Genomic DNA, 26,056 nt, shown 5'->3' on the forward strand with positions numbered 1-26,056 from the left:
GGATCAGACCGCCCCGGGCACGTCCTCCGTGACGCCGTTCAGCGGGGACGCCGGGTCGGCGCCGTAGGGGCGGGTGATGATTTCCAGGCCGTGGCCGGCCGGGTCGAGGAAGTAGACGCCTCGGCCCCCGTCGTGGCGGTTGATGCGGCGCGGCTGGTTGCCGTGCGGGTCGGCCTGGATGGGGATCCGGGCCTCGACGAGCCGGGCGAGGGCCTCGTCGAACTCTTCCTCGGAGACGAGGAACGCGTAGTGCTGCATGGGAATGTCGGCGTCGATGGTGAGAAAGTCCAGCGTGACGCCGTTGGCGGTCGTCACCGGCAGGAACACTCCGGCCGGAGCCCCGACCTCGAGTCCCAGGATCTCCGCGAGAAAACGAGCGGACTTCTCCCGGTCCCGGGACAGAACGATGGTGTGATTGAACTCGACTGACACTGGTCAATGCCTCCACGGGCATCTCCGCGGCGCCTCCATGCCTCACCCGGCCGGTGACCGGCACGCGAAGCCGCGCCGTGGATCGTAGGCGGAGGCGGCCGGGGGCGTCGAGCGGTTTTCGGCCGCGTCCGGCAGGGTGGCCGAACGCCCCCGATCCCGCCGAGTCCCTGCCGTCCCGGACGACCCTGACAATTGTCAGGGACCGTGTCGCCCCGGGTCTCCCTACATTACTGAGCGTCGGCCACGAGCCGCACCGCCGAACATCAGTTCAGGGGGAAATCGACATGTCCACTCGCATCTTCGCCAGGGCCGCGCTCGTCGGCGCCGGGGCGCTCGCGCTGCTCGGCCCGCTCACCGCGGGAACCGCCGCGGCGTCGGCCGCCGGCCAGGAGGGCGTCGCCCGCGTCAAGGCGGCACCCTACGCGGTCGTGCCGTACGAGAACGTCAACGTCCGCTACGGGCCGGGCACTTCCTACGGCAAGATCACCACGAGCCCGGCGGGCCAGCCTCTCGGCGCCTACTGCTGGACCCGTGGCGAGCGCATCACCGACAACGGCTACAGCAACGACGTCTGGGTGAAGCTCCTGGAGGGCTACGTCAGCGCCGTGTACCTCAAGGGCAACGAGTACGGCGACCTGCCGTCCTCGGCGCGCTGCTGACCCGGACCATGACCACTCCCGACCACATCAACGTCTCACGGGGGACAGACACATGAAGCGAATGATCAGCCGTACCACCATGGGCCTCGCGGCCGTCGCGCTCACCGTCGGCGCGCTCGCCGGCACCGCCCACGCGGCCCCGGCCGCCGCGGCGAACAGCGGCGACCCGACCCTCACCGACGTCTACATCTGGGCGACCAACGTCAACCTGCGCCAGCAGCCGACCACCGACTCCCCGCGTCTCGCGGTCCGTTCGAAGTGGTGGGGGGACGCCGTGTGCCAGACGCAGGGCCAGCGGGTGCACGACCCGGCCGTGGGCACCAACAACTGGTGGACCGCGGTCATGGAGTTCTCGGGCAGCGACATCGCCTGGGTGAACAACCTGTACATCCGGGGCGGCGAGAAGATCGCCGGAGTCCCGGACTGCTGAGGCACCCTCCGCTCCACACGCCTGCGGCGGGTCACCGAGTGATCGGTGACCCGCCGCAGGCTCTTGTCCGTCAGCAGTAGCCCATCGGGCCCATGTCCGTGTAGTAGACGTAGTCGACCTTGACCCACCCGGTGACATTGCCCCGGTGAGCGGTGAGGTAGATCCAGTGGCCGTCGCCGTTCCAGCAGTGCGCGGTGAACGTCTCGCGGAAGTAGCCCTGGCCGTGGATCGTGCCGTCCACCGGCCTGCTGCGGATGTTGACGCCGTCACCGAGGAAGTAGCCGCCCCGGGACTGCACCTGCTGCGTGGACGTGCCCGAGTCGGGCGCCTGTTCCTGGGCGTGGGCGGTGACGGGCGACAGCACCAAGGCCGCGCCGGCCAGGGCGAGACATGCGGCGCGCCGGATGTGTCTGCGCATGACTGACTCCTTCTTGTCGTCCTGTGGGGTGGGGGTGCGGCTCAGAACCAGCCGGCTCAGTACCAGCCGGTCGAGGTCAGGTCGTGGCCGTCACACGAGAGCAGCGCGCGCGAGACACGGCCGTTGAGGTTGTTGCCCATCTGCGTGTAGGCGTAGTTGATGCCGGAGTCGACGGTCTCGGAGACCCATCCGTCGACCCGTGCCGCGCCGCTGTTGGATCGCTGCAGCACGGCCGCGCAGCCGGGCCGGGAACTCTCGATGCGGGCGAAGGAACCGCACTTGTCGGAGTAGAAGTACTTCAGGGCCATGCCTTCGGCGTACTTGGTGGCCCCGATCTGCCGGAACGAGCCCGAGCAGAAGGAGGTGGTGGGGTACTGCCCCTCCATCCCGTAGGCCCCGTAGTTGCCGCCCGAGTACGGAGCGGCCTGGGCGGAGGTGGGGAGGAGCGCCATCACCGCGGCGGCGCTCCCGGCGGCGAGCAGTGTCCTGATCGATCGGCGGCTCATGAGCTCTCTTTCGTTGTCGACGGGTGGTCCGGTCGTGACCGTAAGGGCCGTCACCACATCCCCGACACCTGACACTTATCAGGGTCGAACCCCCAGGTCGTCCCGTTCCGGGGGCTCCCTGACATACGTCAGGACCGCCCGCGCCCCACCTGCTCCTAAGGTGGCGGCGCGGGGGCAGGTCCCGCCGGACAGTCGGGCGACCATGAAGGGCAACCATGCGCACTCTCCTGCGCGGCGCCGCCGCGCTCGCGACCGTCGTCACGATCGTGTCGCTTCCGGGCGGCGCGACGGCGGTTCCCCGGCCGGCCACGGCCGTTCAGGCCGACCGGAGCGCCGAGGCCGTCCGGATCCCGGACGGAGTCACCGCCGGGGTCGCGGTCTTCGACCGCCGCACCGGCACCTTCACCGAACAGGTCGACGAGAGCGCGCGGTTCCGGTCCGCGTCGGTCGTGAAACTGCTGCTGGCCCTGGACTTCCTGTGGGACCGGGGACCCGACTACACCGTCCCCGAGGCCGACCGGGCCCGGCTGGAGCCGATGCTGCGCAGCAGTTGGGACGATGCGGCGGACCACTACTGGTCGAATCGCGGCGGCCCGGCGATCGTCGACCGGATGTCCGACCGGCTCGGTCTGCGCGACACCGCGCCGCCGCCCGCCGGGTACGAGGGCTACTGGGGCTACACCGCCCTGTCGGCCCGCGACACCGTGGCGATCTACCGCTATCTGCTGGACGAGGCACCCGCGCCCGTCCGTGACTTCGTCATGGACAATCTGCGCCGCTCCACGCGCTGCGCCTCGGACCGCTTCGACCAGCATTTCGGCATCGCCGGGTCGTTCGACCGTCCCTGGGCGGTGAAGCAGGGCTGGTCCGGGAAGTACGCGAAGGGGACGTGCGGCGCCTCGGGGACGACGGCAGCGGCAGAGCCGGCCGCCGCACCAGGAGCGAAGGGCGCCGCGGCCGTGGATCTCACCCGTCCCGCGCTGCACACCACGGGCACGGTGGGCGCGGACGACCGGACGATCGTGGCCGTGCTGACGCTGCATCCGGCCGGGACGTCGTACGGGAAGGCCTACACCGACCTCGGCCGGCTGACCCGCTCGCTGAACGTGCCGGGCGGGGTGCGGCCCTCCGGGACCTGGTTCGGCACCTGGGGCGAGTTCGTGAACGTCCGCAGGGGCCCGGCCACCGGCGATGCCCGGGTCACGCAACTCCCGGCCGGGGTCGAGGTGCTGGTGGGCTGTCAGGTCCGGGGCCAGGTGGTCAGCGTGCCGCCCTACACCAACGAGTGGTGGGCCTATCTGCCCCAGTACGGGGGCTACATCTCCAACATCTACATCAGCTCGCCGGACAACCGGCTGCCGAACGTCCCGGAGTGCGGCCCGGCGCGGTCGTGACGGGAACGGGGGACGAGCGGTGGGCGGGGCCCGGACGGGTCCGGCCCACCGCTCGCGCATGCGCGGGGGTCAGCGCTCGTACTCGGCGAGGTAGCGCAGCACCTTGTCCACGTGCGGCCGTACCCGGGCCGGGACGCCGCCCTCCTCGATGACGGTGCGGTCGCTGGTGCGGTAGCCGGCGGCGACCAGCGCGGGGAGGTCCTTCTTCGGCAGCCCGGCCTGTTTGAAGCGCTGGTCGAGCCAGCACACGTACAGGCTCATCGTGGCGATCGCGTCCGGCGGCGACATGTGGTCCTTGTCGCCGTCGCCGTCCCCGTCCACGGCCCAGGCGCGGAACACCGACGGGGTCCACATGGCGATGCCGTACTCCTCGCTCTCCGGGCGGGACGCGGTGGTGTCGAAGCCGCTCTCCGCCTTGATCAGCGCGGCGAGCAGGACGGGCGTGATCTCCTCGTCGGTGCAGCGGTGGGCGGCGCGGGCGATGACGGGGCGCAGCGCCTCCGGTACGTCGGAGTCCGCGGGTATCTCGCCCGGCACCGGTCTTCGCGCGTCGGTGACGGTGGCGGAGACACCGTTGTCACGATCCTCGTCCCGGGTGCCGGCGCCTCCGCCGAGCAGGGCCACCCCGGCGACCGCCCCGGCGGTCAGGACGACGAGCCCGGCCGCGAGGGCCGGCACCAGGCGCCGCCGGCGGAGTCGGCGTGGACGGCCGGTGATGTCCTCGATGCGGGCGGCGATGCCGGACGCGGTGTGCGGGAGGCGGGCGGTGTGGTCCGGTGCCAGGCAGTCGGCGATCAGCCGGCGCAGGTCGTCGCCGAGACCGGCGTCGAGCCGCAGGGGCGCGGTGCCGCGCGCGTAGGTCTGGGCGGCGAGCGAGCGGGCCCGGGCCGTCGCGCCCGCGAAGGGGTGGAGTCCGCCGGTGAGCACCTGGTGGGCGAGGACGCCGAAGGCCCAGATGTCGGCGGTGGGCCGGACGACGGCGCCCTGGGTGCCGGTGCGCTGGGACCACCACTCGGGCGGCAGATGGTCGAGGGTGCCGAGCGGCGGCAGATGGGCGTGGGTGCCGTCGAGTTCGGTGGCCAGCCCGAAGTCGGCCAGCCACACCTGACCGCCGGGGCCCAGCAGGACGTTGGCGGGTTTGAGGTCGCCGTGCACCCAGCCGGCGTCGTGCATATGGGCCAGTCCGGCCGCCACTCCGCGCAGGACGCGATCGGCGCCGTCGATGGGCCGGCCGTTCGCGGCGGCGTCCAGTACGTCCCTCAGGCTCGCCTCGGCACGGTCCATCACCAGCGCGATCGCACCGTCCAGGGCGGGCAGCTCCGGGGCCTCGACCGTGCACACGGCGTGGGTCCGCACGAGGTGGGGGTGGTCGGCCTCCGCGCTGAAGCGGACCTCGCGGGCCACGAGTTCACCGAGCGCGGCGCGCTGGCCGGGGCCCAGGGCACCGGTCGGCAGCACCTTCACCGCCAGGGGTGTGCCGTCGGCGACCGTACGGGCCTCGTACACGGTCCCCCAGCCGCCGGAGCCGATGACCGGGCCGATCTCCCAGCCCTCGATCCGGAACCCCTCGGGGAGGCGGGGGCGAGGCGCCTCCATGTCGTCGTCCCGGAGATCCCGGAGAGCTTGGGGGTCCTGGGAATCCCGGGTGTCTCGGGAATCTCGGGGATCTCGGGGATCCTGTGCGTCGGGTGTCGTCATGCTCCGGCCTCCTGCGGGGTGAGGCGGCCGGCGCTACGGGGCGGCAGCAGACCGAGGTGCTCCTCGCGCACCAGGCCGAAGCGCAGGGCGACCGAGGCGAGGCGGGTGCGCTTGGCGCCGGTGCGGCCGCCGTCGGCTCCGGCCGCGGTCTCCTCGCCCAGGTCCAGGCGCAGTTTGGCGAAGGCGAGATAGTCGATGTGGTAGTTGACGGCCGAGCGGGTCAGGTCCCGGCAGGACTCCAGCGGACGCAGCCGCTCCACGATCTGTCCGACGCCGGGCAGCGCCGAGTCGGCGGGGTCGCGCAGCCGGGGCTCGCACAGGGCCACCAGGACGAGGAAGTACTTCGAGGTGGGGTCCAGGGCGAAGGGGTGCACGGTCTGTTCACCGCCGCCCGGCGAAGACCGCTCGCCCAGGTAGGCGTGCTGGGGTGCGAACACCTTGAAGGCCGCGTTCCCGGACAGGGCCGGGAGCACCACCCGGGAGAACTCGAAGGGCACGGGCGCGCCGAGGCGCCCGGGGGCGACGGTGAGGTACTCGCCGGCTCCCTCCAGGTTCTCCACGACGTAGGACACGCTGCGGCTGAAGTTGGACAGTCGCCAGTAGTCCCCGGCCGCCTCGAGCTGCCCGGCGCGGCGGGAGACGCCGGGGTCGGTCAGGGTGATGCGCACGTCTGTGCCGCCGGGCGTGCCGCGTCCGAAGTCGGCGATGTCCCCGGGGCCCAGGTGGATCAGTTCGGGACTGCCCGTCTCGTCCGCACCCCACTGTGCGGGACCGGGCAACTGCACGATGATCGTTTCCACAACAGGATGTCCCCCGATGCTGACGGCCCCCGATTTGGTCGCGAGGATTGTACGGGCGGATTCCGGTTGCGCAGAGCCGGCGGGGCCGACTCAGTGGGCGGATTCCGGACGTCGTGCGACGAACACGAACTCCCTGCCCGGCCGGTCGGGCGCGTCGCGTACGTCCTCCACCACGAAGCCCTGCGCGGCGAGTTCGGTCTCGACCTCCCGCCGCTCGCGGAAGCGCAGCGTCGATTCCGAGGTCAGCACCTGTCCGTCGGCGGCGAAGGCGTAGACCGATCGGAAGGTCACCAACGGGCCTGACACGTCGAGCAGTTCGATCCAGTGCTCGACGGTGCCGGCACCGGGGACGTCCGTCACGGCGTACGTGGCCTCGCGGTTCCACTCCTCCCAGGCGCGGCGGGCCGGGATCCGGGTCTCGAAGACCAGACGTCTGCCCGGCCGCAGAGCCGACCAGGCCCCGCGCAGGAACGCGCGCCAGTCCTCGGGGTCGGTGATCTCCTGGGCGGCGTTGCCCGTCATCGTGGCGAGGTCGGCGGCCAGAGGCGGGAGGGTCGTCGCATCGCCGTGGATCCACCGCACCCGCTCGCCGCCCGGTTTGCCGCGGGCCACGTCCAGGGACGCCCCGGCGGGATCGACTCCGACGACCCGGATGCCGCGTGCGGCCAGCAGCAGCGCGAACACGCCTGTCCCGCAGCCGATGTCGAGCACCTGACGCGCCCCGAACTCCTCCGTCATGCGCAGATACGGGTCGAGGTCGCCGCGGTCGGGGTCGAGCGGGTCGTAGACCGCGGCGAGCCGCGGATGCCGGAAGCACTCGTCAGCCATGCGCCCGAAGGTACGGAGAGCGGGCCTCGGGCGGCCACCGGATTTCGGCGACCGCCCTGTCGCCACTCAGCCCAGGCAGATGACGAGCAGGCAGAGTTCCTTCGGCTTCGAGTCGGAGTCGGAGTTCGAGCCGGATCCGGAGTCCGAGGGAGCGGTCGGCGTGGGGCTCGCCGAAGGCGGGGGTGTCGTGGGGTCCGCGGGCTGCTGGGTGTCCGCACCGGTGCCGGACGCGGGCGGTGTCGTCCGCTCGGTGGCCTCCGACGTGGCCGCACCGGCGGTGCCGGTGACCGTGTCGACGGTGCTCGGGACGCTGGTCCGCTGCTGCGGGGTCGTCAGCGGCAGCTCGCGGGGCGTGGCGGCCGCGTCCGTCCGGGGGTCCGCCCGTGTGGTGCGGGGCTCCGTGGTCCGGGGCTGCTCGCGGTGCGGGGTCTTGCGGGTCTCCGGCCCCGTGGGCGTGGAACGCGGGGTGTCGCGCTGGGTCGACGTCGGTTCGGTGTACGCCGAGGCCTCTCCCCCGGCGCCGCCCATGGTCGTGTCCTCCGGCGCCGTGGCCGCCTGGACGCCGGGCTTGGCGTCCCCCTTCATGGCGGCGACGGTCAGACCGCCTCCGACGAGCGCGACGGCGGTCGCCACCACGGCCCGGCGCTGGTTCTTCTTCCAGCGGGCCAGCTGACGCCGCCGGGCCGCCCGCCCCTGCTGGGGGGCCTGGTAGTCGTCGGCCGGGGCGGTGTCCGCGCTCCCGTGACCGTCGGACGGCGCCGTGTCCGGGGTCTCGTGGCCACCGGCAGGGTCCGTGACCGGGGCCGCGGCCGGGGTCTCGCGGCCTGCGAACGGCCCGGGGTACGCGAGGTGGAGCTCCCGTGCGCCGGCGCGGTTCTCGTCCCACACGGTCCGGTCGTCCCACACGTTCCCGTCACGCCACGCGGAGGGCGCGGAGGGGTCGATGTCCGGGGCGTAGGCACCGCACCCCGGGCAGACCAGGGCGCCGTTGAGGTGCCGACGGCACGAGGAGCAGTAGTCCATGTGTGGTCTTCCCGATCTGGCTGGCTGGGTCGGCGTGCGCGCCGGCCGCAGCCTGGTCACGTTCGCACGTGGGATCGAGCCGTAACGCTAACGAGACTTTGAAAGGGCCGTGTGCAGCCTGTGTGACACCCCTGCACAGATCCTCTGCACTTCGCGTGTGCCATAAGTGACCCGTGAGTAAAGCCGGATGAGGCTGGGCACACTGCGGCACCCCGCCGTCTCGCCTTGTTTTCCCGCGAGTTGGCGCACAACCCTTTGGACGGCCTGCGGGTCACACCATGCAGGAGCAACCACCTCGAAGAGTTGCAAGGGGGAAATATGAGATTCACCCGTTCCGTCCTGGCCGTGTCCGCGGTCGCGGCGCTGTCGATGGGGACCATGACCGCCCTGGCGTCGCCCGCCTCCGCCGCGCCCAACACCACCCCGCAGAAGGTCTGCGGCAGCGGCTACAAGACCGTGAACTCGGCGCCCGTCGGCTCGCTCGGCACGATCTACCTCACGTACAACGCGTCCAACGGGCACAACTGCGTCACGACCATCCGCAACAACCCGGGGACGGCCGTGGACATGTCCGCGTACGTCTGGGTCCCCGACACCGAGGAAGGCGACTCGGACGCGGGGCTCTTCAAGTCGTACGCCGGACCGTCCTACGTCCGCGGCAAGGGTCACTGCGTCGACTGGGGCGGCAGCATCTCCAACGTGTACGTCCAGGTGGTCGGCTCCAACTGCGGCTCCCTGAAGGAACACCGGACCACCTTCACCCGCTGACCCCCCTCCAGCCGGGTCACCACTCCCCTGCCGCGCGCGTGCGCGGGGGACCGTGGTGGCCCGGTTCTTCGCGTGGGGCCCAGCGGGCTCAGGCGCGGGACGTGAGGATGCTGAGCACGTTGGCGACCACGATGGCCGCGATGGCCGCCGCCTCGGTCCAGCCCAGGTTCTGGCCGAGGACGATCCAGCCGACCACGGCGGCCAGCACGGGGTTGACGCTCATGAAGAGCCCGAAGACCTGGGCCGGGACGCGGCGCAGGGTCAGGAGGTCCGCCAGGTACGGGACGGCCGAGGACAGGACTCCGGCCACCAGGGCGTAGGCGACGGATCCCGCGGTCGGCGGACGGTGGGCGACGAGGACGATCCCGACCGGCAGGAACATCAGGGCGGAGACCCCGGCCGCCGCGGCCGATCCCTGCACTCCGGGGGTGCGCCGGCCGACGGTGCGGTTGAGCAGGATGTACGACGCCCAGCAGACGGCGGCCAGCAGCCCGAGGCCCATGCCCAGGTAGTCGGTGGAGGGCTGCGGACGCATCAGGGTGACGACTCCGGCCGCCGCGATCAGCGCGCAGCACGCGTCCACGCGGCGCCGCGAGGCGGCGAGGGCGATGCTCAGGGGCCCGAGGAACTCCAGCGTCACCGCGAGGCCGAGGCCGATGCGGTCGATGGCGCTGTACAGGGACAGGTTCATCGTCCCGAACACCAGGGCCAGCAGCAGCACCGGCCACCACTGCCGCTTGGTGAAGGAGCGCAGCCGGGGGCGGCCCACGGCCAGCAGGACGATCGCGGCGACGTACTGGCGTACGGCGACGACACCGATCGGTCCGAGGACGGGGAAGGCCAGGGACCCGATCGCGGCGCCGGTCTGATTGGACAGACCGCTGCCGACCATGGTCACCACACCGGCCAGGCGTTGTCCGGCGGGGTGCGGGGCGCCGAGGTCCGGGGTGGAGGGGGCCGCGAGAGTTTCCTGCGCGGGGGCCGGCGTCGGTGCGGAGGCTGCGTCCATGGCCCGATCCTGAGACGGCACGGGGCTTGCGCAAAATGCATCCGCGACCGCATCTATACGCTGGAGTCATGGATGTGGAGCTGCGGCAGTTGCGCTGTCTCGTCGCGATCGTCGACGAGGGCAGTTTCACCGACGCCGCCATCGCGCTCGGGGTCTCCCAGGCGGCTGTGTCCCGCACGCTGGCCTCCCTCGAACGCGCCCTCGGGGTAAGGCTGTTGCGGCGGACCTCCCGTGAGGTGAGTCCGACCGGAGCGGGGCTGCGCGTGCTCGGGCATGCCCGGCGGGTGCTCGCCGAGGTGGACGATCTGGTCCAGGAGGCCACCTCGGGCCATGCCACCCTGCGGGTCGGCTACGCCTGGTCGGCCCTGGGCCGCCACACGCTGGCCTTTCAGCGCCGCTGGGCCGAGACCCGCCCGGAGACGGAGCTGCGGCTCATCCGCGTCAACTCCGCCACCGCCGGGCTCGCGGAGGGGGCCTGCGACCTGGCCGTGGTCCGCAGACCGCTGGAGGACCGCCGCTTCGACTCCGCCATCGTGGGCCTGGAGCGGCGCCTGTGCGCGATGGCGTCCGACGACCCCTTGGCCCGGCGCCGCTCCGTGCGGCTCGCCGACATCGGCGGACGCACGCTGCTGATCGACCGGCGGACCGGCACCACCACGACCCAGCTCTGGCCGGCGGACTCCCGTCCGGCGACCCAGGCCACCCACGACGTCGACGACTGGCTGACCTCGATCTCGCTGGGCCGCTGTGTGGGCATGACGGCCGAGTCGACCGCGCACCAGTACCCGCGCCCCGGCATCGTCTACCGGCCGGTGCGCGACGCCGAGCCGATCGCGGTGCGCCTCGCCTGGTGGCGGGACGAGCCGCATCCCGCCGCCCAGGCCGCGCTCGAACTGCTCACGACGCTGTACGGCACGGGCTGATCCCGCCTGCCTCAGTGCCCCAGCCCGGCGCCTCCGTCGACCGGGACGACGGCGCCGCGCACATATCCGGCACCGGCCAGGAACGCCACCGCGTCGGCGACCTCTTCGGGGCGTGCGAGGCGCCCGGCCGGGGTCCGGCGCAGCAGGTCCTCGCGCTGCCGGTCGGTGAGGGCGCGGCTCATGTCCGACTCGGTGAGGCCGGGCGCCACCACATTGCAGGTGATGTCCCGGGGGCCGAGTTCGTGCGTCAGCGACCGGGCGAATCCGACCAGCCCGGCCTTGGCCGCCGCGTAGTTGGTCTGCCCGGGGGCGCCGTGCAGCGCGGCCGTGGAGGAGACCAGCACGATACGGCCGTGGCCCTCGCGGAGCATGCCGCGCACGGCTCGCCGGGCGGCCCGGAAGGCCCCCGTGAGGTTGGTGTCGATGACGGAGGTGAAGTCGGCGTCGCTCATCCGCACCAGCAGACGGTCGTTGGCGACGCCCGCGCCCGCGACCAGGACGGTGACCGGCCCGTGGGCCGCCTCGGCCTCCGTGAAGGCGCGGTCCACCTGTTGGCTGTCCGTCACATCGCACCGTACGGCGAGGAAGCCCTCCGAAGCGGGCGGCTCCGCGCCTCTGTAGGTCACCGCCACCCGGTCTCCCGCCGCCGCGAAGCGGCGGGCTATGGCCAGTCCGATCCCCCTGTTTCCCCCGGTGACGAAGACCGAACGGGTCGTTGCCTGAGCGGGCATGGCGTCCCTCTCCTGTCCTGCTCCCGTGCCGTGGTCGCTCACGTGGACTCCACCGGTTCGTCCCGTGCCTCTCGTTCCGGGGCATCGCCCGGTCGCGGCGCCCTGGTCCGCAGACCCACGACGGCCACCGCGCATCCGACGAAGGCCAATGCGGCGACGGCGAGGGTGGCGGCGTACATCGCGTCGAGGAAGGCCCGGTCCGCCGTGGCCGCCAGTTCGGGCAGACGCAGGGAACCGGCCAGTGAGCGGGCCGCCTCGGCGGAGGCCCTGGCCTGTTCCTCGGCGGCCGGGGACAACCCCTGTGCGATGCCGGGCAGTTCGGCGTCCGCCATCCGCTGCCGGTACACGCCGGAGAGGATCGAACCGGCCATCGCCACCCCGAGCGTGCCGCCGACCTGCCGGGTGACGCTGTTGACGGCCGAGCCGGCGCCCGCGAGATGCGGGGGCACCCCGCTCATCATCGCGGCCGTGACCGGCGTCCCGACCAGGCCCATCCCGAAGCCCTGGATCCACAGCAGCGCGACGACGACTCCGATCGGGGTCCGCCCGTCGAGCCAGGCGTAGGCGAGGTAGGTGGCGGCCGTGGCCAGGACACCGGCCGCGACCGTCCAACGCGCCGACAGCAGCCTGCTCAGCCCGGGGGACGCCTGGCTGCCCAGGACGATACCGACCGCGGCGGCGATCATCACGGTGCCGGCCTCGGCGGGGGTCAGCCCTCGGGGCCCCTGGAGGTAGAAGGCCGCGTAGAACAGGTGCCCGGCCAGTGCCATGAACGCGATCAGCAGCACCACGCTCCCGGCCGTGAACCCGGGCTGCCGGAAGAGCCGCAGGTCCAGGCTGGGCGCCGGGGACCTGCGCTGACCGGCCACGAAAGCGCAGAGCAGGGCGCCGCCCAGGGCCAGCGGGAGGAGGACGTGCGGCCCGTACCAGGCCTGTCCGTCGCCGGCTTCGATGATCCCGTAGACCACGCCGCCGAGCCCGAGCACCGACAGGGCGAGCCCCGGGAGGTCGAGCGGTCTGCGCCGGGGACTCTTCAACTCGGGTACGACGGCCGCGACTCCGGCCAGGCACAGGGCGACGATCGGCACGTTGACCAGGAACACCGACCCCCACCAGAAGTTGCTGAGCAGCGCTCCGCCCACCACCGGGCCGACGGCCACGCCCAGGCCGCTGGAGGAGCTCCAGATCGCGATCGCCCGGGTGCGTTTCGCCTCCGGGGTGCTCTGCACGATCACCGACAGGGTCGCCGGCATCAGCAGCGCACTGCCGGCGCCCATGAACGCGCGTGCCACGACCAGCCACGCAGGGCTCCCCGCGAACGCCCCGGCGGCGGAGGCCGTGCCGAACAGCGCGAGTCCGGCGAGGAGGGTGGCGCGGGGGCCGAACCGGTCGGCCAGCGCGCCGCCCGCGAAAAGGCCCCCGGCGAAGACCAGGGTGTAGGCGCTCGCCACCCACTCCAGTTCGGCGGGCGTCGCGCCCAGGCCCTCGGCCGGGTCGGCCAGGGTGGTGACGGCGACGTTGAGGATCGAGGTGTCCAGCCAGATCAGCATCTGGGCGCAGACCACGACCAGGAGGACGGCCCCCGGTCGCGACGGGGCACCCGCCGACTCGCCGGGCCCGGTCATCGCGTCCCCAGTCCGTCGCGCCAGCTCGGCCGCAGCGGCTTCCAGCCCAGCGTCGTACGCGCCCGGTCGTTGGACGCGCCGCGCGCCGCGGTGAGTTGATGGGCCGTGAACCAGCCGAGCAGCCGGGGCGCCATCGCCGCCGGAACCGTGCGCGGGGCGGGGGCGCCCAGCGCGCGGGCGTAGTGCGGCAGCCAGTCGGCGGCCGGGGCCGGTTCGTCGTCCGTGATGTGGAGGACCCCGGTGGCCTCCGACTCGACGGCCGCCACGGTCGCTGTCACGGCGTCCTCCACGTGCAGGAACGAGGTGATCCCCGACCCGCCCTCGGGCAGCGGGAGTTTCCCGGCCAGCACCCGCTGCCCCGTCCCGCCGGTCTGGGCGTACGCGGTGCCGGGGCCGTACAGGGTGCCGTACCTGAGGACCAGGCCGCTCAGGCCCGCAGCGCTCGACACCTGCCGTTCCAGCTCGGCGACGGCCCGTACGGTGGCGGCCCAGCCGGGGTCCGGGGCGTCCACGTACAAGGGTGCGTCCTCGTCGAGGACCGGGTCCCCGGCCGGGGCCGCGGCGAAGGCGATGGACTGCGCGACCAGCCGTCGGGCACCGGCCGCCCGGGCCGCCTCGACCAGGTGGGCGGTGCCCTCGGTGCGCAGCCGCGCGGTCCGCGCGAAGGCGCCCGCGGGATCGTCGCGCAGCAGCCGCAGCGCGGTCATCTGGTGCACGACCACGTCGGGCCGGGCGGCCTCGACCGCCGTCAGCAGGGACACGCGGTCGAGGGCGTCGGCGACCACCGTCTCGTCCGCGTCCGGGGCCCGGGAAGTGTCCCGTACCAGCGCGCTCACCTGGTGTCCCCGCGCCCGCAGCGCGCCCACCAGCGGATGTCCGATCACTCCGGAAGCACCAGCTACCAGTACCCGCACCGCTCAGCCCTCCGTACCCGGGGCGACCCGCATCAGCAGGCGGCACGCCTTGTCTCCGTCGCGCAGACAGCTCTCGGCCCGGTTCTCGGTCAGGGTCACGCCGAGCCCTTCGGACCAGCCCGCGTGGATGTCGGTGCAGGGGCACCGGTAGCCCTCCAGCGAACCGGCCATCCGCACCATGGTGATGGCGAAGTTCCGCCGCAGGGTGAGCACGATCAGGTCGTCCTCCTCGACCTCCGTGGAGGCGTTGCGCAGTTCCGGCGGGAACATGCGGTCACCGCACTCGTCGTAGCGGCGGCGCAGTTCCTCCAGGTCCTTTCCGGTGTCGCCGCTGTCGGGCAGCGGGCCCGACCGGCGGGCGACGCGCTGCCCGACGTGCACGGCCACCTTGCGCATCGCCTCCGCGTTGATCTCGTTCGCGGCCTCCTGCCCGAAGCGCCCGGCCACGCCCTGGTACCAGTGGGCGTCGTGCTGCCACCACAGCCGGTACGCGTCCACGGTCTGCGCGCGGTGGTTGGTCCCCTCGTCCCTCACTCCTGCCCCCTGGTGGCGAACCGGTCGCGCATCACGCGTTTGAGGACCTTGCCCGTGGCGCCCTTGGGCACCTCGTCGGGTTCCATCCGCAGGGCCCGGGCCACCAGGGGGAACCCGGCGGCCGACAGGACCGCGTTGACCCGCTCGGTCCATACCTCGCCGTCGCCGGCCGGGGCGTCGTCGTCCGCGAGCTGGAGCAGCGCGTACGCCTCGGCTTCTCCCCCGCCGTCCCAGTCGGCCCGGACGCCCTCGGGGGCGACCCCGACGATCGTGCAGTCGGCCAGTTCGGGCAGCTCCCGCAGGAGCAGTTCCTCGGTCCGGGTGCTGAACAGGATCCCCTCGCGGGTCCGGATCGCGTCCGGTGCCCGGTCGAGGTGGTAGAAGTTGCCGTCCTCGTCCTGGTGAGCGAGGTCCCCGGTGAGCCAGTAGCCGCCCAGCCGCAGCCGGTTCCAGGTCAGCGAGTCGTTCCAGTAACCGGGCGTCAGCGTCGGCGACTTCAGGCCGAGGCGGCCGATCCGCCCCGGCGGCAGCGGGGTGCCGTCCTCGGCGAGCACGGCGGCCTCGGCGAAACTGATCGGCTTGCCGACGCAGCGCGAGTAGGCCGTGGTGTCCTTGGTGTGCCGGTTGTGGAAGACGGAGTAGCCCGCTTCGGACGAGCCGAGCCCGTCCACGAAGACGGAGCCCTCGACCCTCGTACGCCGCAGATCGTGCCCGATCCTCACGTGGCCGCCGTACCGCACCAGGGCCCGGATGTGCGCCTCGTGGGCCGCGTCTCCGGTGTTGAACCACACCTGGACACTGTTCAGTTGACGGATCGACAGATCTTGTACGGCCATCTCGCCGAAGGTCCCGGCGAAGGCCAGCACGGTGGTCGGCCGGAACTCCTCGATGGCGTCCAGGACATCGGTGCCGCGTCGACTGGAGAGCAGCTTGATGTCCGTGCGGAGCAACAGGCAGTACAGCAGGGTCGCCACCATGGCGTTGTGCGCGCCCGGCAGCCCCACCAGGGTGCGCTCCATGTCGGTCCCGGTGGAGTAGCGCAGCCGGTGCAACTGCGCGTACATCAGCGTCCGGTGGGTGTGCGGAACGCCCTTGGGCATGCCGGTGGTTCCGGACGAGTGCGAGATGAGCACCGGGTCGGTGGGGTCGTGCCGGTACGGGTACGACGACGGCAGGGACGCGCGGTCCCCGGGCCGGATGTCGGCGGCGGTGACGCAGAATCCGAGCCCCGATCCCGACAGCACCGCGTGGTGCTCCGGGTCCGTGAAAGCGCCCACCGACCCCTGTCCGCGTACGTACTCCCGGGCGGTCTCCGGGGCCAGGTTGCCGTTGACGAACGAGGGGATCGCGCCGAGGGAGGTCAGCGCCAGGAAGTTCACCGCGAACTCGGTGCTGGAGTGGGAGTGCACGGCGACCGGGTCGCGGGGCCGCACTCCCCGGGCGGCGTACCAGCCCGCGTAGGTCTCGGCGGCCTCGATCAACTGCCCGAGCGTCAGCACCCGCGGGCGGCTGCCGTCCGGTGCCTGCCAGGTGCCGTCCGTCCGCAGCACCGGCTCGTCGAGCGGGCGGCCGTACGCCGTCAGCCGCTCCAGGATGTTGCCGGCGCCCAGTTCGGTGTCGGAGCAGATCCGGGCGCGCTCCTGCCTACTGATGAGCATGGGTCCGTGCCTCCTTCCTTGCCTCGGAGTGGGTGGCCGCCAGATCGAAGAGGCCCTGGATGCTTCCGGGGCAGGCGGCGGGTCCGGTAGCCGAGTCGGGCATCTCGTCCGCCCGAACCGGGACGGGAACCCCGGCGCCGGGACGGGTGAGCAGCAGCGCCGCTGCCCTGCCGGCGTTCGCGGGGCGGCCCGCCAACGGATGCTCGCCGACGGCCAGTTCCCGGTACACGGCGGCCGTCCGCTCACCACCACCCAGCTCCACACCCAGCACCAGCACCCGGTCCAGCTCCGGGTCCTCCAGCAGGAGATCCGCCATGGCCAGCAGTTCGGTCAGCGCGTCGTCGAGGGTGGAGAGGCTGAACATCTGCCCGGTGATCCCGAACTCCCGGCTCAGATGGCCCAGTACGGAGTTGGGGGTGGCCTGCATGAACAAGAGCGGGTTGTGGACCCGCCCGGCGACCATCCGGCTGCTGGCCAGATCCGCGGTGGTCGTGTCGCCCAGCAGGGCGGCCAGCGCCACGGCGGTGCGGGGGCCGCCGCCCCCGGGCGGTTCGGCCAGGCACCGCCCGGCGACCTCGTAGGCCAGCGGGCTGAACGCCGACTCCACGAAGCCGGGCAGCCTCGGCAGCGCGATGTCGTCCGGGTGCCCGGTGCCGTACGTCGCGGTGGCGCTCGCGAGGACGCCGAGGTGGGTTCGCGGTACGGGCTTGTCCGTCGTCACGGCCGCTCCAGCACGAGTGCGGTGTTGGCGCCCCCGAAGGCGGCGTTGATGGTGAGGGCCCGGCGCGGGTCGGCCCGGCGCGGCCGGTTCGGCACGTAGTCGAGGTCGCAGTCCGGGTCGGGCCGGGTGAACCCGGCGGTCGGCGGCAGCACACCGTCCGTCAACGCCAGCATCGTGATGACGAACTCCACGATGCCCGCCGCCTCCAGGAGGTGCCCGGTGGTGCTCTTGGTCGAGCTCACCGGGATCGACTCCGCCCGCTCCGCGAGGGCGGTTCGCAGCCCCCGGGTCTCGGCGCCGTCGTTGTACTTGGTGCCGGTGCCGTGGGCGTTGACATAGCCGAGGGCCGCTCCGTCCGGGTCGCCGGCCAGCCGCAGCGCCTGCCGTGTGGCCTGGGCGAGGCCGGCCCCCTCCGGGTGCGGCTGGGCGATGTGGTGGGCGTCCGTCGCCGCGCCCCAGCCCGGCACCGACGCCAGCGGCCGGGCCCCGCGCCGTCGGGCGTGCCCGGCGGACTCCAGTACGACGGCCGCGACTCCGTCGCCGAGCAGCAGCCCGCTGCGGTCGGCGCTGAACGGGCGCACCATGCCGTCGCGGGACAGGGCCCGGCCGGAGTCGAACTTGCCGAAGGTCTCCTCCTCCACGAGGTATCCGCCCGCGCAGACCGCCACGTCGATCCGGCCGGAGGAGATCAGTCGGCAGGCGTGGATGATCGCGGCGGCGGAGGCGACACAGGCGTTGGTGAAGGTGAGCCGGGGCCCGGTCAGGCCGAGATGCCCGGCCAGCAACTCGGCGAGCCGTGCGGGAACGGCGTCGGCGAACCGCGCCGCGACTCCCTCGGGCTCGGCACCGGGGTCGCCCGCGAGCAGGACGCCCGCGCCCCCGGCGCCGTTCAGCGCCCCATCCACCTTCCGGCCCACGCCCTCACCGGCAGCACCGTTCCGGACAACGCCCCCGTTCCGGCCCGCGTCCGTTCCCGGCCCAGGCCCCGACGCGACCTCCTCCGCCCGGCCCCGCCAGTACCGCGTGACACTCGTATGGTCGCCGGCGACGCCGAGCAGGGTCGCCGCATCCGTGCCCGGGCCGAGACCGGCCATGTCGAGGGCTTCGGTCCCGCAGGAGGCGAGTGCGTGGCGCAGCGCCCAGTCCTCGACCGCGTCGGGTCCGTCCGGGGCGGCGGCGGCCATCGGCGTCCGGTACGGGCCGGTGTCGAACCGTGTGGTGGGACGGAACGCGGGGATCCCCGCGAAGACCCCGCTCCGCAGGGCATCGGCCCCCGTTCCGAACGCGGTGCGTACACCGAAGCCGGTGATCGTCACATCACCGCTCATCCCGGCCTCCCCCTTCCGCCCGGCCGGTCTGTGCCGCGCGCAGATAGCCGGTGAGCCGCCGCAGTGAGGTCAGCCCGGCGATGTCCTCGTCGGTGGGCTCGACGACCAGGCCGTACCGCTCCTCCACGACGTGGAGCAGCCACACCAGCCCGAGGGAGTCCAGCACCAGTTCGGCGTCCTCGCCGAGGTCGTCGGGCAGCCCGGGGAAGACCTTGCGGTCCGACAGCAACTGCCGGACGCTGTCGGTGGTGATGGGGGGCGTCGAGGCTTCCGTGCTCATGCCCGCGCACCGCGTCGGACGACCTCGGCGACGAGTCCGCCGAGCGTGAGGGAGGCCAGCGGCTCGATGTCGGTGTCCGGGATCTCCACGCCGAACCGGGACTCCAGCCGCATCGTGAGCTCGATCAGGCTGAGTGAGTCGACGTCCAGCCCGCCGACGGTCACCGGGCTCTCGTCGGTGATGCCCTCACGGCTGGTCAGGATGTTCATCTCGTCGATCACCGCGGTCAGGACGAACTCGCGGATCTCGTCTTCCAGGGTCGATGTGCTCATGGTCGACAGAACTCCAGTGAGAGGTACCGGTGGGGGAATCGGGGGGGGGGAATCGCGCGGAAGATGTTCGGGCGGCCCGGGCGGCCTACGGCGTACCGCTCGCCGCCGCCTGCAACGCCGCCGCCTGGCGCAGCAGCTTCCCGTTGGACGTACGCGGCAGGGTCTCCAGCAGCCGGATCACCCGCGGCAGCTTGTAGTCGGCCAGCCGCTCCCGGCACCACCGCAGCAGTTCCTCGGCGGACGGGGGCTCGGCACCGGCGGCCACGGCGACATACGCCTCGGTCACGCCCTCGTGGACCAGGACCGCCTGCTCGACCGCCGGGTGCTCGCGGAGCACCTGCTCGACCTCGGTGAGGTCCACTTTCAGACCGCCGATCACGACGAGCGAGTCGGCCCGGCCGTGCACGCTGACCGCCCCTGTGTCGTCCACGGTGGCCCGGTCCCGGGTGTGCAGCCAGCCGTCCGCGTACTGCGTACCGCCCGAGTCGAAGAGATACGGGGACTCGGCCAGCGCCACGTCCAGCTCGCCCCGGTACTGCCGTACCACCACGCCCGGCGCGGCCCGGCCGACCGAGGGTCGCACCGCGCCGCCGACGTCGATGGCGACGATGCCGGTCTCGGTGGTGCCGTAGGCCTCGCCGACCGGGACGCCGTACCGTTCCGTGAACCGCTCGGCCACCCGTGGAGGCATCAGCTCGCCGCCCGACACGGCGATGCGCAGCTCGGGCAGGGCGGGCGGATCGAGGGCGGACGCGAGGAGTTCGAAGTGCATCGGCACTCCGAACAGGGCGGTGATCCGGTGGTCCACCGCGGTCCGCAGGATGTCGCGGGCGGAGACGCGGGGCGCGAACACCACGGAGACACCGGCCGCCAGCGCGTACAGCAGCCCGCCGATCAGCCCGAAGCTGTGGGCTGTCGAACTGAGCAGCAGCAGCCGGTCGCCCTCCCTCGGCATACCGGGGACCGTGGCGAACGCGTCCACCTCGGCGGCGAGCGACCGGACGGTTCGGCCGATCACCTTGGGCCGTCCCGTGGAGCCCGAGCTGAACTGCACCAGCCGGTGCCCGGTGGCTGCCGGGCGGCCGGTCCTGCGGCACTCGGTGGTGATCTCGTACTCGGGCCGGAAGCCGAACGCCGCCCGGACGTTGGAGCCGGCGCCGACCAGGAACTGCGGCCGGCAGACCGCGCAGAGGGCCTCCACCTCGGCCGGTTTGAGCCGGAAGTCGAGGAGGAGCACCTGCGCGCCCAGGCGCCACAGCGCGAGCAGCACCTCCACCTGGGTGAAGCTGGGCGGTGTCCGCAGGCCCACGGTGCTGGCCGGGCCGATGCCGTATCCGGCGAACACGGCGGCCTGTTTGGCCACCCGCTCACGTAACTCCGCGCGGTTGATTGTGTTCTGTCGGTGCGTCAGGAATGGGAGCCCGTCGTCCCGGGCGTCGAACAGCCGCTGGACGAGGGAGCCCATCGAGTCGGGCGGGTCTGTCGCGCGTTCGCCCATGAGGCCTCAGACCTCCTTGCAGAACTCGCCGATGGGCAGGCCGACATGGCGCTTGTCCGTGGCCAGATAGCCGAGCAGTTCGTCACCGGTGCGCAGTTCGGTGACATTGAGGACCTTCCCGCCCGGGCCGAGCACCCGTACGTGCCAGTCGTCCTGCACGGTCAGGCTGACCAGCCGTCCGTCCTCGGCGTGGGTGCGGATCTCCAGCAGCGGCCGGGACTCCAGCTTGGCGCGGCCGACCACGACCCGCCGGGTACGGCCGTCGGCGCCGACCGCCAGCAGGACGCTGCCGGAGCCCACCTCGCTGAGGTAGTTGGTGCGGTTGTCCGGTCCGAGCGTGTACGAGTGCAGGGCCCCGGCGTTGACCCGGAACGGCCGGGTCGGCATGTACGGCAGCGGGTGGGTCTCGCTGCAGCACAGGACGAAGCCGGAGGAGTACGAGCCGACGAGGATGCCCTCGTCCTCCTCGAAGTGGGAGCAGGTGTCCACGCACACCCGGTCGCCGAGTCCGACGTGCCGGATGCTCTCCACGGTCAGCGTGGACAGCTCCAGTTGGAGCGTGCCGGCCTGCAGCAGCCGGGCCAGTGCGAACACCTCGTCGGCGCTGCGGGGCGTGAAGAGGATGCCGTCCGAGCCGCGTTCGAGGACGTCGAAGACGATCGCCGCCTCCTCCAGGCCGTCGACGACGGTCACCAGCTTGCCGTCGGCGGACTCGGCCGCGGCGAGCACGATCTCCAGCGGGATCTTGGTCGGGTCGGCGAAGTGGATGACGGTGTACGGCAGTTTCATGGCGCCCGCGCACGAGAGCTGAAGCGTGCGGTCGTCCCGTACGTCGACGATGCCGGCGGCGGGTGTGCCCCCAGTGGCGCGGTTGCCGACGGCGAGGGCATCCAGTTCGTCCTCGGTGCCGAACCTCCGCAGCAGAACGTCGATTCCGGTGCCGGGCGCAGAGCGTGCGGACTCGGTCGGGGAGCTTCCGGGGCCGGACGGGGACCCGGCGTCGGGGGCGCCCTTCCCCTCCTTGGCACCGGGAGCCTTCCCGGCCGTGCCCGTGCCCTTCTCCTCCTTGGCGCCGGGCTTCTTGGTGGCGGTCGGGCTCTGACCCTCGGGCGCCAGTACCCGGGTGACGGTCGGGGGCAGGGTCGCGAGCAGCTCGGCGTCGGCGGCCACCACCCCGGCCATCCGGGCGTGGACGGCCGCGTCCACCACGGCCTGGAGCTGCCGGCCGGGGACTTCCCGCAGATCGATCCATGCGAACCTCATGCGACTCCTGCCACGAACGTCGAGGGGGTGGTCATGCTCATGTCATGCGGGGCATGCGGGGCACCGTCGCCGTGCACGACCGCGGCGAGACGCGCCACCAGCGAGGCGGGTGAGGGGGCCGAGAAGATCCGGCGGCCGACGGCCAGCCCCCGGCAGCCGGTGGCCATCACGGCGGTGCCGTACTCGACGAGGTCGGTGCCGTCCGGCGGACCTCCCGCCGCGAGGACGGGGATGGGACTGCCCGCCACCACCTCCGCCATCCGCTCCACCGGCAGGGCGACGGAGGTCTTCACCATGTCCGCGCCCAGGTCCGCGGCGACGTTGGCCAGGTGCGCGAGCAGGGCGGGATCACGCGGGTCCTCGATCCGGGGGCCGCGGGGGTAGACCATCGCGATCAGCGGCATGCCCCACGCGTCGCAGGAACGGGCCACCGCCCCGAGGTCGGAGAGCTGCCGCGCCTCGGTGTCCGAGCCGATGTTCACATGGACGCTGACCGCGTCCGCGCCGAGCCGCAGGGCCTCCTCGACATCGGCGACCAGCACCTTGGCATGGACGTCGGCGGAGCAGGCCGTACTGGCGCTCAGATGCACCACCAGCGCGCAGTTCTTGAGGATGTCCGGCGCGACGGCGCGGGCACGCCCCTTGTGGACGATGATCCCGTCGGCCCCGCCGTCCACCAGCGCTCGCAGCAGGCCGTCCCACTGGCCGGCGGGGACGATCGGGCCGTCCGAAACGCTGTGATCGAGAGGAACGAGCAGATGCCGGCCGTCACCCGCCGGCGAAAGTCTTCTCAAGCGTAATAACTTGCCGGTTTTCAGCATGGGTAATACGCCTCCCAGCCGGTGGTCGCATAAAGTCCGAAAAACGATGGTCGTAGAACTTTCAAGTTGCGCCGCAGTGAGCATTTACCGCCCGGCATCCGGTTGGCAAGGTGCGATCACCGGTCAATTTTTATGCGAGCCTCGGAATTAATATTGACAGCAACGTGACAGGTGCAGCAGGATTGACGCCCGCCTGAGGTGCTGTTCGTTGCATTTTGTTGCGGATGCCACGTGTAAACGGCCGACAATTCTTCCGCCACTCCCGTCGCCTTGTTCGACAATTCGGACGACCGGATTTCTCCGGCACTCTCCCGGACGGTTCCTTGTCGAATTCGAATTTCCGGCTCTAGGGTGACGTCCCATGCCCGAATCACCGAGAGCGGCCGCGTCCCCACCATCGACGGAGAAAGCCACGGCACGGACCGAGGCCCCGAGGGTCGCGTTCGCGAGCCTCGTCGGCACCACGATCGAGTACTACGACTTCGCCGTGTACGGCACGGCCTCCGCGCTGGTCCTCGGTCCCGCCTTCTTCCCGTCCGGCAACCCCACCGTCTCCTCACTCGCCGCGTTCCTCACCTTCGCCGCGGCGTTCCTGTCCCGTCCCCTCGGCGTCGTCCTGTTCGGGACGATCGGTGACCGGCTCGGCCGAAGACAGGCCCTGGTCGCCTCCCTCTTACTCATGGGCGTCGCCACGGTCGGCGTCGGACTGCTCCCCACGTACGAGACCGCGGGACTCCTCGCTCCCGTCCTGCTGGTGACACTCCGTCTGCTCCAGGGCCTCAGCATGGGCGGCGAGTGGGGAGGGGCCGTGCTGCTCGCCGCCGAGCACGCGCCGCCCGGCCGCCGCGCGCTGTACGCGTCCGTCCCCCAGGCCGGCCCCTCGCTCGGCTTCCTGCTGTCCAGCGCCGTCATCCTGCCCACGCTCCACCTCGCGGGCCGGGACGGCTTCGGCGACTGGGCCTGGCGCATCCCGTTCCTGCTCAGCACCGTGCTCGTCGTGATCGGCCTGTGGGTCCGTACGACGGTCTCCGAATCACCCGTCTTCCGCGAGACGGCCCATCGCACAGCACCGGTCGGGGGCTCGGTCCCCACGTCCCGCTTCCCGCTGGCCACGCTCCTCAAGCGGTACCCCGGACGGCTGCTGCTCGGCACGGGCGCGGCGATCGGCGGTTCCGCCGTCTACTACCTGACGATCGTCTACAGCCTCTCGTACGGCCCGAAGGAACTGGGCATCCCCCAGAACACGATGCTGACCGCCGCGAGCATCGGCGCCGCGGCCGGCATCGCCATCACCCTCCCGGCCGCCAGGCTCTCCGACCGGATCGGCCGCCGCCCGGTGATGCTGACCGGCGCCGTCGGCTGCGTGCTGTGGGCGGTGCCCATGTACGCCTCCCTGAGCTCGCGCGACGCCTGGGTGATCACCGGCGCCTACACGGTCGGCCTCATGCTGCTCGCGCTCATGTTCTCCCCGGTGGCCGCGTTCCTCCCCGAACTGTTCCCCGCCCGGCTGCGCTACAGCGGAGCCTCCGCGGCCTTCATCCTCGCCAACACCCTCGGCGGCGGCTTCGCCCCGCTGGTCGCCACCTGGCTGAACAGCCGGTGGGATTCCCCGCTCGTCCTGGGCTTCTACACCGGCGCCCTCTGCCTCCTCAGCCTGCTGTGTCTGCTGGCCCTTCCGGAGACTCGCGACCAGGACTTCGACGCCTGACGGTCGGGATCCGCACCCATCCGGGCGAGAAGGTGTCCGCAGGAGGGGGCTTCTTCGGCCGCGTCGCGCAAGCCGGTCAGCGGCACGGCATTCATAGCTGCGGAAGTTCCGCGCATCGGTCGCGAAAGCGATGTTTGTGGCGGCCGATGAAGGTCACCTGGCCTGGACGGGACCGACAGGCTCCGGGCGCGGGCAGCGTGCCTGGTGCGCCGCTGCTCCGTACGACGAAAGGCAGACTCATGACGGAGACCCCACCTTTCACCACGACCGATTCCGGCGCCCCGGTGGAGAGCGACGAGCATTCGCTCACCGTGGGCCCCGCCGGTCCGATCCTGCTCCAGGACGCCTATCTGATCGAGCAGATGGCGCAGTTCAACCGGGAGCGGATCCCCGAGCGCCAGCCGCACGCCAAGGGAAGCGGCGCTTTCGGCCACTTCGAGGTGACCCACGACGTCAGCGCCTACACCAAGGCCGCGGTCTTCCAGCCGGGGACACGCACCGACCTGGTCACCCGCTTCTCGACCGTCGCCGGTGAGCGCGGCAGCCCGGACACCTGGCGCGACCCGCGCGGCTTCGCGGTGAAGTTCTACACCAGCGAAGGCAACTACGACATGGTCGGCAACAACACGCCGGTGTTCTTCGTGAAGGACCCGATGAAGTTCCAGCACTTCATCCGCTCCCAGAAGCGCCGCGCCGACAACAACCTGCGCGACCACGACATGCAGTGGGACTTCTGGACGCTTTCGCCCGAGTCCGCCCACCAGGTCACCTGGCTGATGGGCGACCGCGGCATCCCGCGGACCTGGCGCCACATGAACGGCTACACCTCCCACACCTACATGTGGATCAACGCCGCCGGCGAGCGCTTCTGGGTGAAGTACCACTTCAAGACCGACCAGGGCATCGAGTTCTTCACCCAGCACGAGGCCGACCAGATGGCGGCGGCCGACACGGACTACCACACGCGTGATCTGTTCGAGCACATCCGCGACGGCGACTTCCCGAGCTGGACCCTGCATGTGCAGGTGATGCCGTACGAGGAGGCCGCGAGCTACCGCTTCAACCCCTTCGACCTCACCAAGGTGTGGCCGCACAGCGACTACCCGCTGATCCCGGTCGGCCGTATGACGCTCGACCGCAACCCGACCGACAATCACGCGCAGATCGAGCAGGCGGCCTTCCAGCCCAACAACCTCGTCCCCGGCATCGGCCCCAGCCCGGACCGCATGCTGCTGGCCCGGCTGTTCTCCTACGCGGACGCGCACCGCCACCGGATCGGCGGCAACTACCAGCAGCTTCCGGTGAACGCCCCCGTCGTGGACGTCCACACCTACTCCAAGGACGGGGCGATGGCGTACCGCAACACCACCGACCCGGTGTACGCCCCCAACTCCAAGGGCGGCCCCGCGGCCGCCACCGCGCGCTACTCCCCGCCCAGCTGGGAGGCCGACGGCTCCATCACCCGCGCGGCCTACGTCAACCATCCCGAGGACGACGACTGGGGCCAGCCCGGCACCATGGTGCGCGAGGTCCTGGACGACGCCGCGCGCGACCGGCTGGTCGACAACGTCGTCGGCCACCTCCTCAACGGCGTCTCGGAACCCGTCCTCAAGCGGGCCTTCGAGTACTGGTCGAAGATCGACAAGACCCTCGGCGACCGCATCGAGCAGGGTGTGCGCGCGAAGGCGGACGAGAAGGACCCCAAAGCCGCCGACCAGGGCAATCCCGCACGGAGCGGCATGCAGGCCAAAGCCTGAGGGATCAGGCCCCACGGTGGGCTTCCACCGCCCGGCACCGCCGGGCGGTGGAAGCCCA

The 26,056-nt window shown here is 72.0% G+C and carries 27 protein-coding genes; 7 read left to right on the top strand and 20 right to left on the bottom strand.

Features of this window, described 5'->3' with window-relative positions:
* Positions 1–3: 3 nt before the first annotated feature.
* Positions 4–432 carry a VOC family protein gene (locus NNW99_RS02910; protein WP_215117013.1) on the bottom strand — a complete coding sequence of 143 codons (429 nt, stop codon included), beginning with the start codon at positions 430–432 and terminating at the stop codon, positions 4–6.
* A gap of 284 nt (positions 433–716) precedes the next feature.
* On the opposite strand from NNW99_RS02910, the gene NNW99_RS02915 reads away from it, so the two are divergent.
* A complete protein-coding gene (locus NNW99_RS02915) occupies positions 717–1,091 on the top strand; it encodes an SH3 domain-containing protein (protein ID WP_189722426.1) in 375 nt (124 codons plus the stop codon).
* Positions 1,092–1,143: 52 nt separating this feature from the next.
* Positions 1,144–1,521, top strand: a complete 378-nt coding sequence (locus NNW99_RS02920) for a peptidase M23 (protein ID WP_215117014.1) — start codon at positions 1,144–1,146, stop codon at positions 1,519–1,521.
* Between the two features lie 70 nt (positions 1,522–1,591).
* On the opposite strand, the gene NNW99_RS02925 is transcribed toward NNW99_RS02920, so the two are convergent.
* On the bottom strand, positions 1,592–1,939 hold the full coding sequence (locus NNW99_RS02925; RefSeq protein ID WP_215117015.1) for a hypothetical protein: 348 nt from the start codon (positions 1,937–1,939) through the stop codon (positions 1,592–1,594).
* A gap of 56 nt (positions 1,940–1,995) precedes the next feature.
* Positions 1,996–2,445 (bottom strand): hypothetical protein, encoded by a 450-nt coding sequence (locus tag NNW99_RS02930; protein ID WP_215117016.1) that lies wholly within the window; start codon positions 2,443–2,445, stop codon positions 1,996–1,998.
* 215 nt (positions 2,446–2,660) lie between these two features.
* Here NNW99_RS02930 and NNW99_RS02935 point away from each other — a divergent pair, with 215 nt between their 5' ends.
* On the top strand, positions 2,661–3,839 hold the full coding sequence (locus NNW99_RS02935) for a hypothetical protein (protein WP_215117017.1): 1,179 nt from the start codon (positions 2,661–2,663) through the stop codon (positions 3,837–3,839).
* A 69-nt stretch (positions 3,840–3,908) separates the two neighbouring features.
* Here the strand turns inward: NNW99_RS02935 and NNW99_RS02940 are convergent, their stop codons facing one another.
* The 4 genes from NNW99_RS02940 to NNW99_RS02955 form a co-directional block, all read right to left on the bottom strand.
* Positions 3,909–5,435: a serine/threonine-protein kinase gene (locus NNW99_RS02940; RefSeq protein WP_215117018.1), complete on the bottom strand. Its 1,527-nt coding sequence runs from the start codon at positions 5,433–5,435 to the stop codon at positions 3,909–3,911.
* Positions 5,436–5,533: 98 nt separating this feature from the next.
* Positions 5,534–6,337, bottom strand: coding sequence for a serine/threonine protein kinase (locus NNW99_RS02945; protein WP_215117019.1), 804 nt, complete (start codon positions 6,335–6,337; stop codon positions 5,534–5,536).
* Between the two features lie 90 nt (positions 6,338–6,427).
* Entirely contained in the window at positions 6,428–7,165 is a 738-nt protein-coding gene (locus tag NNW99_RS02950; protein ID WP_215117020.1) for a bifunctional 2-polyprenyl-6-hydroxyphenol methylase/3-demethylubiquinol 3-O-methyltransferase UbiG, read from the bottom strand.
* Between the two features lie 66 nt (positions 7,166–7,231).
* Positions 7,232–8,188: a hypothetical protein gene (locus NNW99_RS02955; protein ID WP_215117021.1), complete on the bottom strand. Its 957-nt coding sequence runs from the start codon at positions 8,186–8,188 to the stop codon at positions 7,232–7,234.
* A gap of 318 nt (positions 8,189–8,506) precedes the next feature.
* Between NNW99_RS02955 and NNW99_RS02960 the strand changes: the two genes are divergently transcribed.
* Entirely contained in the window at positions 8,507–8,956 is a 450-nt protein-coding gene (locus NNW99_RS02960; RefSeq protein WP_215117022.1) for a spore-associated protein, read from the top strand.
* Between the two features lie 88 nt (positions 8,957–9,044).
* On the opposite strand, the gene NNW99_RS02965 is transcribed toward NNW99_RS02960, so the two are convergent.
* Positions 9,045–9,965 carry a DMT family transporter gene (locus NNW99_RS02965; RefSeq protein WP_215117023.1) on the bottom strand — a complete coding sequence of 307 codons (921 nt, stop codon included), beginning with the start codon at positions 9,963–9,965 and terminating at the stop codon, positions 9,045–9,047.
* A 68-nt stretch (positions 9,966–10,033) separates the two neighbouring features.
* On the opposite strand from NNW99_RS02965, the gene NNW99_RS02970 reads away from it, so the two are divergent.
* Positions 10,034–10,888, top strand: coding sequence for a LysR family transcriptional regulator (locus NNW99_RS02970; RefSeq protein ID WP_215117024.1), 855 nt, complete (start codon positions 10,034–10,036; stop codon positions 10,886–10,888).
* An 11-nt stretch (positions 10,889–10,899) separates the two neighbouring features.
* Here the strand turns inward: NNW99_RS02970 and fabG are convergent, their stop codons facing one another.
* The 12 genes from fabG to NNW99_RS03030 all read right to left on the bottom strand — a co-directional run bounded on the left by fabG (position 10,900) and on the right by NNW99_RS03030 (position 22,533).
* Positions 10,900–11,619, bottom strand: a complete 720-nt coding sequence (fabG, locus tag NNW99_RS02975) for a 3-oxoacyl-ACP reductase FabG (RefSeq protein WP_215117025.1) — start codon at positions 11,617–11,619, stop codon at positions 10,900–10,902.
* A 38-nt stretch (positions 11,620–11,657) separates the two neighbouring features.
* Positions 11,658–13,244 carry an MFS transporter gene (locus NNW99_RS02980; RefSeq protein ID WP_215117026.1) on the bottom strand — a complete coding sequence of 529 codons (1,587 nt, stop codon included), beginning with the start codon at positions 13,242–13,244 and terminating at the stop codon, positions 11,658–11,660.
* On the bottom strand, positions 13,241–14,158 hold the full coding sequence (locus NNW99_RS02985) for an NAD(P)-dependent oxidoreductase (protein ID WP_215117027.1): 918 nt from the start codon (positions 14,156–14,158) through the stop codon (positions 13,241–13,243). Before NNW99_RS02985 ends, NNW99_RS02980 begins: the two co-directional genes overlap by 4 nt.
* Before the next feature lie 3 nt (positions 14,159–14,161).
* Entirely contained in the window at positions 14,162–14,692 is a 531-nt protein-coding gene (locus NNW99_RS02990; protein ID WP_215117028.1) for a hypothetical protein, read from the bottom strand.
* Positions 14,689–16,350, bottom strand: coding sequence for a class I adenylate-forming enzyme family protein (locus NNW99_RS02995; protein ID WP_215117029.1), 1,662 nt, complete (start codon positions 16,348–16,350; stop codon positions 14,689–14,691). The genes NNW99_RS02990 and NNW99_RS02995 overlap by 4 nt, the downstream gene beginning before the upstream one ends.
* A complete protein-coding gene (locus NNW99_RS03000; RefSeq protein WP_215117030.1) occupies positions 16,337–17,071 on the bottom strand; it encodes a hypothetical protein in 735 nt (244 codons plus the stop codon). Before NNW99_RS03000 ends, NNW99_RS02995 begins: the two co-directional genes overlap by 14 nt.
* Complete coding sequence (locus NNW99_RS03005) at positions 17,068–18,399, bottom strand: beta-ketoacyl synthase (RefSeq protein WP_215117031.1); 1,332 nt, start codon at positions 18,397–18,399, stop codon at positions 17,068–17,070. Before NNW99_RS03005 ends, NNW99_RS03000 begins: the two co-directional genes overlap by 4 nt.
* Positions 18,389–18,679 (bottom strand): acyl carrier protein, encoded by a 291-nt coding sequence (locus NNW99_RS03010; RefSeq protein WP_215117032.1) that lies wholly within the window; start codon positions 18,677–18,679, stop codon positions 18,389–18,391. The genes NNW99_RS03005 and NNW99_RS03010 overlap by 11 nt, the downstream gene beginning before the upstream one ends.
* A complete protein-coding gene (locus NNW99_RS03015; protein WP_215117033.1) occupies positions 18,676–18,951 on the bottom strand; it encodes an acyl carrier protein in 276 nt (91 codons plus the stop codon). The genes NNW99_RS03010 and NNW99_RS03015 overlap by 4 nt, the downstream gene beginning before the upstream one ends.
* Before the next feature lie 85 nt (positions 18,952–19,036).
* Positions 19,037–20,449 carry a class I adenylate-forming enzyme family protein gene (locus NNW99_RS03020; protein WP_215117034.1) on the bottom strand — a complete coding sequence of 471 codons (1,413 nt, stop codon included), beginning with the start codon at positions 20,447–20,449 and terminating at the stop codon, positions 19,037–19,039.
* A gap of 6 nt (positions 20,450–20,455) precedes the next feature.
* Positions 20,456–21,712 carry a 3-dehydroquinate synthase II family protein gene (locus NNW99_RS03025; protein WP_215117035.1) on the bottom strand — a complete coding sequence of 419 codons (1,257 nt, stop codon included), beginning with the start codon at positions 21,710–21,712 and terminating at the stop codon, positions 20,456–20,458.
* Positions 21,709–22,533, bottom strand: coding sequence for a 2-amino-3,7-dideoxy-D-threo-hept-6-ulosonate synthase (locus tag NNW99_RS03030; protein WP_215117036.1), 825 nt, complete (start codon positions 22,531–22,533; stop codon positions 21,709–21,711). The genes NNW99_RS03025 and NNW99_RS03030 overlap by 4 nt, the downstream gene beginning before the upstream one ends.
* A gap of 361 nt (positions 22,534–22,894) precedes the next feature.
* Between NNW99_RS03030 and NNW99_RS03035 the strand changes: the two genes are divergently transcribed.
* Both NNW99_RS03035 and NNW99_RS03040 read left to right on the top strand, forming a co-directional pair.
* Entirely contained in the window at positions 22,895–24,241 is a 1,347-nt protein-coding gene (locus NNW99_RS03035) for an MFS transporter (protein WP_215117037.1), read from the top strand.
* Positions 24,242–24,480: 239 nt separating this feature from the next.
* The gene (locus NNW99_RS03040; protein ID WP_215117038.1) at positions 24,481–25,998 is read left to right on the top strand and encodes a catalase; all 1,518 of its coding nucleotides are present in this window, start codon (positions 24,481–24,483) and stop codon (positions 25,996–25,998) included.
* Positions 25,999–26,056: the final 58 nt, after the last annotated feature.

This window comes from Streptomyces sp. CRCS-T-1 (assembly GCF_024442335.1).
Lineage (GTDB): Bacteria > Actinomycetota > Actinomycetes > Streptomycetales > Streptomycetaceae > Streptomyces > Streptomyces koelreuteriae.